Source organism: Paenisporosarcina sp. P4_D4 (assembly GCF_056401835.1).
In genome coordinates this window covers 1-1,967 of the sequence record NZ_JBFUIO010000241.1, presented here as the reverse complement: position 1 = coordinate 1,967, position 1,967 = coordinate 1, and the positions used below count along the sequence as shown (strand labels likewise).

Sequence of the window (1,967 nt, the reverse complement as noted above, 5' to 3'; positions counted from 1 at the left end):
CATTAAGAGAGTTCAAGAATTCAACTAAGGATCTTTTATCAGAAGAAAAAAGCGCGACTCCCAAAGAACAAGTAAATAAAGAGTAAATATTAGATAATGAAGTACGTTTAAGGAGGATTGTAGATGAAAGGTCAAAGCATGAATGTTGTTCAACATTTAGAAGAATTACGCAAGGCAATTATGATTACTCTAGGAATTTTTCTACTGTTTTTTGTGCTGGCCTTCATTTACGTTCAGGATATTTATCACTTGCTGGTCAAAGACTTGCCATTTAAGCTAGCTTTATTGGGTCCAAGCGATATATTGATGGTTTATTTAATGATTTCAAGTGTTGTCGCGTTAGCTGCTACTATGCCTGTTGCTGCACATCAAGTTTGGCGATATATTAGTCCAGGTTTGACAGAGAAGGAGCGTAAAGTGTCGCTTGCGTATGTACCGGCACTATTTATTCTATTTATAATAGGAATCAGTTTTGGGTACTTTATTTTATTTCCTCTAGTGATGAGTTTTTTAATGTCATTGTCCAATGACATGTTTACTACTTTTTTCACAACAGAAAAATATTTCCGGTTTTTGTTGAATATGACTTTACCTTTTGGGTTTCTATTTGAACTGCCAGTCGTGATAATGTTTTTAACAAGTTTAGGAATAATTAATCCGTATGTTTTACAAAAAATAAGAAAGTATGCTTATTTTGTGTTGATTGTTACTTCCGTATTGATTACACCACCAGATTTCTTGTCAGATATTCTTGTGATTATTCCTTTACTCCTGTTATATGAAAGCAGTATCACATTGTCTAAATTTGTGATTAAACGACAACAAAAAATGTTAGATAAATTAGTTACGTAAGAACACACTTTTCACTAAAAGTCTAATTACCATTTCATATTTCACCCAGTAAACAAGAAAAGCCCTCAGAAAGAATTCTGTTGGCTGTGAATTTATCGCTTTTGGTTAAGTCGATCTTACTTTACATGTAATCTTATTACTTTTCACCAATTTAACCGTGAAAAAAAGTGACACAGTTTATAGTTTATATGTGAAGTGAGCCACTCTAAATTAATGGAAAAATATTTATTCATCATAATGTAATAGAGCCATTATCAATAACCCCCTGAGTAAAAGGTATTGGTAATGGCTCTTTTTATCTTCTCAAATATTTTAATATTTTGTTCGGATCAATCTTAATGAATTGAGTACTACAATTAACGTTGCACCCATATCTGCAAAAATTGCCATCCATAACGTTAACCAACCCGGAATAATTAACACGAGGGCCAATACTTTTAACCCAAAGGCAAATGCAACATTTTGGTAGATGATGTTCAACGTTTTTCTGCTTAATGCAATGGTATATGGGAGTTTCTCTAAATCATCGGCCATTAAAGCGATATCAGCTGTTTCGAGCGCCGTATCGGTTCCAGCACCTCCCATTGCGATTCCAACAGTTGCACTTGCTAAAGCAGGAGCGTCATTTACTCCATCTCCAACCATAGCAACTTTACCATGCTCTTCTCTGAGTGATTTAATCACACTTAATTTGTCTTGTGGCATCAATTCAGCTCTGACATCAGTTAATTCCAGTTGCTTACCGATAGCACTGCCTGTTGCCTGATTATCGCCCGTTAACATAATGGTCTTTTGAATACCCAATTTGTGAAGTTTTTTGATGACATTTAGGCTGTTTTCTCTCACTTGATCAGCTACTGCAATGAGTCCTTTGATTTCATATTCAGTGCCCAGTAACATGACCGTCTTCCCGTCCATTTGAAGAGCTTTAACTTGGGCTTCAATTGTGCTTAATATAGAGTGAGTTTCTCTAAATAAATTTGGACTTCCAATATAGATAACCTGGTCATCAATCGTTGCTTTGGCACCTTTTCCTGTGATCGATTGGAAATCCACAACCGGTACCAATTCGATTTTTTGTTTTTCAGCTTCTTTCAAGATGGCTGATGCAAGTG

At 35.2% G+C, this 1,967-nt stretch carries 2 protein-coding genes; one reads left to right on the top strand and one right to left on the bottom strand.

The features are described 5' to 3' along the window. The first annotated feature begins 123 nt into the window (after positions 1 to 123). A complete protein-coding gene (tatC, locus tag AC1DSL_RS17610) occupies positions 124 to 852 on the top strand; it encodes a twin-arginine translocase subunit TatC (protein ID WP_477533224.1) in 729 nt (242 codons plus the stop codon). A 312-nt stretch (positions 853 to 1,164) separates the two neighbouring features. Here tatC and AC1DSL_RS17605 read toward each other — a convergent pair. Next, on the bottom strand, positions 1,165 to 1,967 hold an 803-nt coding region (locus AC1DSL_RS17605; RefSeq protein ID WP_477533223.1), incomplete at its 5' end, for an HAD-IC family P-type ATPase.